Below are 6,178 nucleotides of genomic sequence, written 5' to 3' on the forward strand. Positions count from 1 at the left end.
ATCTAAATCACTATCTTAATGTGTGAAGAGAGCCTCTTATTCTTCAGCAGCTTCGGGATCCATCACAGAAACCGAATAAAATTTAAATTCGGACATTGTCCAGAAAATGCTGCCCGTGTTAGTAGCATTAACGACCAGTCGGATTTGACTGAACGGCTGTGGCGCTTCATAAATCTCGGAAGTAAATGTACCCGTAGAAGTAACCGGAAGTCCGTCTGCCTCTTTGGTAAATTTACGGATAAGAAACCAGTTGGTACCATCCGTGCTACCCACCAAGTCAAAGTCCGTCGGCTTGTTATTACCATTATTACGAGGTGCATAATAAAACTTATAGGAGCCTGTTATTTCTTCTTTCAAATTAACCTGCAGCCAGTGGGGAGCCGGTATGCTGACACTCCATGCTGTATGGAAGAAAGTACCGGTATTGCCATCCAGCAAATTGGCAATAGGTCCTTCACTCGGTTCCTGTGCATTCGTGCTCAGGTCAGCGGCAGTCAAAGCTATCGGTGTGCTCACAAAAGTAGGCAATGCCGGTTCCGAAACCTTGGAAATAGTCTGAACCGCACTTTTATCACCTGTAGGGCTAACCGTTTGTACCGAGAACTGATACTCACCATATTTCTTGCGAGTATCCGGTATTTCAATACTGTCTGCATAAATGCTGGCAGTGCGTACAGCATCTTTTTTCAACAAGTGGTCATAATAGCTCACTTCAATATAACGGATACTTGCATCTTCAGGAGTATCCCAGCGAAGCACAATGCGTCCGGAAGTACTTTCTGCTGTCAAGTTTGTAATTTCGGCCGGTGTAATCCCATCTTCATCACTGCTGCAGCTGATGTTCACCAAGGCAACTCCAACCAGGAGCATTCCGGCATAATATTTGAATGTATTCTTCATCTTTATTCTATTTTGATTAATAACCAGGATTTTGAACCAGATTCATGTTACGGTTGATATCTGTTAAAGGAATAGGCATCAAGTATTGGGTCGGACTTTCAAACTTACGCTCAAAGGTCACTTCAGTTTCTTGTGCAAACTCGTCTATGGTCTTGCCTGCAATATTCATCCCCTTAGCCTTTACACCAAAATATTCTTCGGCCTGCTTCCAACGGCGCAAGTCCCAAAAAGTCTGGTTTTCCAGATAGAACTCAATGGTGCGTTCCTGACGGACAATCTCACGCAGCTTGGCCTGGTCTAATGTAGCAATGCCATTCCATGATGTTTCTACCGTGGGGATACCGGCGCGGGTACGCACTTTGTCCAAGTAAGTCTTTGCAGTATTTAAATCATTACACTCCACACAAGCCTCGGCATATCCCAAATACAGTTCTGCCAAACGAATGACAGGCCATGGATAGAACGGCGGATTATATAAAGAGGTACGCACGTTGTAACCGGGAACCACTCCCTTTTTGTTCAGATAGCCGGTAGGTGAATAGTTATTAGTGCGCAGACTGCTTCCTGCCGGCTGACGAGAAGTATTGCCGCCTATCACAAAGTCGCATACTAATTTTCCTTGAGAGTCATCACTGTATTTATTATAGCTCTCATCATTCTGATAAGCCCCATTACCATCTGACGCACTCATGATTTCAAAGAATCCTCCTTGGAAAGCAACCCATGAATAAAAACGAGGTTCACGATTCAAGTTAAAGCGGATGGTCTTTGCATCCGGCTCACCGATAGCCGCATTTTCTTCACCCAAAGCAGTCACTTCATACATACCGTTGCCTTTCGGGAAGTCGGGGTCCTGGTCAATAGGAAGTCCGTTCTTGGTATAGAAACGCTTCAACATGGCAAGAGTCGGAGACACACCATTGTAAGCAGATCCGTTACAGAATGGAAGAGACTTGTTTTGGACACTATAGGCACCTTCCGAACGGCAATCAGCCCAGATTACTTCTTTATTGGCAGGTTCAATAATAGTATAGCGCAATCTGTGTTGCACAGGGTCGACAGGTTCTGCATTGTCATATCCGTCCAACATATAATCTGTATTGGTATAAAGACTGTGTCCAGCTCCTTCTGCCGCACGAATCGCTTCTTCATAAGCCACCTTAGCCTTCTGCCATTTCTCTGCACTATATGCTTGAGGCATCAATGCCGCTCCGTCTTTATTGACAAAGTTGGAATAGAATTCGCTGTTTCCGTTAAACAAAGGGGAAGCGGCATAAAGCAGCATTCGTGCCTTTAACGCCTTGGCAGCCACACTTGTAGCCAATCCGTAGTTCTCATTGATACGGGTTGCAGGCAGTTCGGCAGCCGCCTCATCAAACATCTGGCAAACATAATCCACACATTCATCATAAGGCGAACGTGCTGCATATTGGTCTGCAGGAGTAGTAAGTGACGGTTCTTCCTTCACCAGAATAACCGGTCCATAGTTACGTACCAGCAAGAAATGATAATAAGCTATCAAGAACTTAGCCTGGGCAATATAGTCCGCCTTAATAGAAGGCTCCAATGCAGGAACCATATCAATATTGTTCAGCAAGATATAGCATTGCTTGATACCTTGGAACAAAGAGTTCCAGTACGAGATAACCGGATTAGAGGCTGAATAGTTACCTTTAGGAAAGGCAGCAAATGTTTCATGCTCAAAAGCCGTTACCACTTCATCAGAAGTAAAGAGGTCCAATGAGCCCGTACCGCTTCTCGGATTAGGAATATATGCATAGCACGAATAAACAAAACGTTTTGCAGCATCTTTGTCTTCAAATGCATCTTTTTCCGTCGCCTTTTCGTCAGGAACAACATCCAAGTAATTGCAAGAAGACAATATGCCCAAAAGCAGACAAACCGCTACAATAAATATTTGATTAAACTTTTTCATATCTGTTCGTTTTTGGATTATTTAAATGACAACTGTAAACCAAGATTAAAGGTACGCTGAGTCGGGTAGCTCAAACCTTTACCGCCACCCATTTCAGGGTCCCAAAGATCGAAAGGAGAGAAAGTGAGCAAGTTAGCTCCACTTACATAGAAACGAACTTTCTTCCAAGTATAACCTATTTCTGCATTTTTCAGTTTCAGGAAAGCACCATTGCGCAACCAATAATCTGATGATTGAGTATTGTGGTTGTTATCATTCTTAGTCAAACGCGGATAAGCGGCATTAGGATTCTGATTAGTTGGTGACCAATAGTCATCAGAAATCCATGACAATACATTACGGTTATACTGAGTACCGAACGGGGCAAAACCAGACATCATCAACGAAGTATTGGCTACGCCTTGGAAGAAGAAAGAGAAATCCCAGTTTTTATAAGAAATGGACGGACCAAAACCATACACAATTTCAGGCACAGTAGGATAACCCATGGCTACACGGTCGTCGCTCGTGATTTTTCCATCATAGTTACCGTCTCTGTCGGGCTGGTCTACATATTTAATATCACCCGGAGCGATAGCGATATTACCCAATGTAGAAGTTGCACTATTAGCGATATCAGCCTGGTCAATATAAAGGCCGTCGGTTACATAACCGTAGATGGTATTCAGCTTCTTGCCGATATTAGACAGAGAGGGACGCACACCGGGAGCCTCGTCATATTCCAAAATCTCATTGCGTGCAAAAGTAAATGTTCCTTTAAACTGAATAGCAAGGTCTTTATTGATTTGCTTTCCATAATCAAGCGAGAGGTCGAAACCATAGTTCTTCACTTTAGCCAAGTTACCATAAACGGCTGTGCTGGCTGTACCAAGGTAGTTAGGAATAGAATAGCGCTGCTGGAATATATCACGACGGATTTCGCGGAAAGCATCCACAGTAACATTAACGGAATTGAACAACTGCATATCAAGACCCACGTTCAACTTCTCACCCACTTCCCATGTCAAGTCGTTGTTCTGATAACGGGTATATACAGGACCCTTTAAAGAAACCTGCTGCTTGTCACCTGTAGTAAATCCTGCATTATCACTTTGAAGCGTGATATCGGACATATATATGAAACGGATAAGGCCACCAGAAGAATCGAGCAATTGGTCATTACCTACCAAACCGTAAGAAGCACGCAGTTTCAAGCTGGAAACAACATCTTTCAGAGGTTCAAAGAAACTTTCCTGACTTACATTCCAACCTACAGCCACAGAGGGGAAGAAGCCCCATTTATGTCCTTTGGCAAAGTTTTCGGAACCATTATAACCGGCATTTACTTCCAACATATAACGATTGGCATAATCATAAGAAAGACGACCTGCAAAGCCCATCTTACGTCGGGGAAGTGAGGCCACCAAACCGCTAGGAGCATTATTATCGTATTGGTCAATATTCCAAAGAAGCATACCGCTCACATTGTGGTCACCAAATTTATTCATATAATCCACATAAGACTGGAAATAAATACGGCGGTCACCCGAAACGCTCGAAGTTGTACTCAATACCGGCTTGCTTGGGTTGGAAGAACCAAACGGAGATATGTTCAGATTATAAGTACCGTCAGCATTCTGAGTATAGCCGGTCAATGTATAACGGTTAATGCCTTGCGAACGGCTGGTAGTGGTTTTATTATAGTTCTTATAAGAGAACAAAGCCTTAAAGCGAAGCCCCTTCAACAGAAAATCCAACTTTTGTTCAAAGTCAATATTAGCCATTACCGTACTTTCAAAAATATCAGTATAGCCATTGGTCAAGCTGGCCATCGGGTTGACTGCACCCTGGTCGTTACCGCCGGCATACGCTCCCCAATAAATCCAGTTGTTCACACCGTCTGCCGGATAAGCGATAGGGAAGTCGACCGGATTAGAGTTCATTACAGCCCCATACAAATCGCCTACAGAAGTGTTAGGTTGTGTCAAGTCATTCAACTGCACATTCAGGTGCAAAGAAATGGTTGAAGTCTTAGACATGTGGAAATCAATATTGTTCTGGAAAGTGTACTTCATCAAATCAATATTATTTTTGTAGGAGAAATACTTGGATGCTTCATTTTTAAGCATACCGGTTTCATGATTGGCTCCCACATTCATGAAGTAAGTAATCTTCTTCGTACCTCCACGGATATTGAAGTTGGCTTTTTGGTTGAATGCCAAATCCTTGAACAAAGCACCATACCAATCCACATTAGGCCAAATATAAGGATTCACCCCATTGCGGGTATTCTCTATTTGCTCGTTAGTGTAGAGAATATTACCTGTCCCTTCACTGGTCACAGCTTCATTATACAGTTCCATGTAGCGGTATCCGTCTACAAAGCTAGGCACTTTTGTAGGTTGCATAATATTTGTTTCTACACGCACACCGATGATGGGTTTCTCAAGGTCGGCACCGCTTTTGGTTGTAACAATCATTACACCGTTAGCTCCACGTGTACCATACATGGCAGTGGCAGTAGCATCTTTCAAAATAGAGAACCCTTCTATAATTTCAGGATCCAACGCATCCAAGTCCGACGAACTTACTTCCACTCCATCCAAAATAATAAGCGGAGAAGTCATACCACTCAAAGTAGAAATACCACGAATGTAGAAATCAGAGCCATTGCTGCCTGGCTGTCCGCTGCGCTGATAGGCGATAACCCCCGAAAGACGTCCGGCGAAAGAGTTAGAAAGATTGGCCGACGGCACTTTCAAGTCATTGGGACGTACTGTCTGGATAGAACCCACAATAGACTCTTTCTTCTGTCCAGTTCCGAAAGCCGTAACCACAACCTCTCCCAAGGTCTCGCTATCCTCCTTCATTTTAATCCTCAAGCTCTTTTGGTTTCCCACTTTTACTTCTTGAGTTTTATAACCGATATAAGACAAAATTAAAATGTCTTTCTCAGACGCATTTATGACAAACTTACCGTCATAATCGGTAATTGCCCCTAAAGTAGAATTTCCCTTAATTCGGACATTAACACCGATAATAGGCTCGCCTGTTTCATCTACTACAACTCCCTCCACCTTACGATTTTGCAGAACGATAGTTGATTCATCTGTAACAGGAATGCCGGATGCATCAATTCCCGAAAAAAAGGAGCATAGCAAAACTGTCAATAGAAACGTTTTTTTCATAATACTCTCTAATTTTATGTTAATAAATAAGCAATGTCATTTATTTCCCATAAAAACGGCTAACACATCATTTGTCGAATCAGTTTATGCTCATATTTTAACTCTACCTTAAGTTAATTTTTTAACTTAAACTTGATGTTGTAACCTATATTCTTAGTTCCTGTAGAACTAAGAA

Annotated in this window: 3 protein-coding genes; all 3 read right to left on the reverse strand. The window is 42.7% G+C overall.

From position 1 onward, the window contains the following. Positions 1-36 precede the first annotated feature (36 nt). From QYT14_RS17785 to QYT14_RS17795, 3 genes are read right to left on the reverse strand one after another with little or no spacing between them, the layout of a single operon-like run. Positions 37-900 (reverse strand): discoidin domain-containing protein, encoded by an 864-nt coding sequence (locus tag QYT14_RS17785; RefSeq protein ID WP_288326171.1) that lies wholly within the window; start codon positions 898-900, stop codon positions 37-39. A 16-nt stretch (positions 901-916) separates the two neighbouring features. Beyond that, positions 917-2,836 carry a RagB/SusD family nutrient uptake outer membrane protein gene (locus QYT14_RS17790; RefSeq protein WP_288326173.1) on the reverse strand — a complete coding sequence of 640 codons (1,920 nt, stop codon included), beginning with the start codon at positions 2,834-2,836 and terminating at the stop codon, positions 917-919. Between the two features lie 17 nt (positions 2,837-2,853). Further along, entirely contained in the window at positions 2,854-6,003 is a 3,150-nt protein-coding gene (locus QYT14_RS17795) for a TonB-dependent receptor (RefSeq protein ID WP_288326175.1), read from the reverse strand. Positions 6,004-6,178: the final 175 nt, after the last annotated feature.

The organism is uncultured Phocaeicola sp., assembly GCF_948499155.1.
Taxonomy (GTDB): Bacteria; Bacteroidota; Bacteroidia; order Bacteroidales; family Bacteroidaceae; genus Phocaeicola; species Phocaeicola faecalis.

Coding starts and splice junctions, on each gene's coding strand:
- QYT14_RS17785 (WP_288326171.1), bottom strand. CDS start 900: ATGAAGAATACATTCAAATATTATGCCGGAATGCTCCTGGTTGGAGTT.
- QYT14_RS17790 (WP_288326173.1), bottom strand. CDS start 2,836: ATGAAAAAGTTTAATCAAATATTTATTGTAGCGGTTTGTCTGCTTTTG.
- QYT14_RS17795 (WP_288326175.1), bottom strand. CDS start 6,003: ATGAAAAAAACGTTTCTATTGACAGTTTTGCTATGCTCCTTTTTTTCG.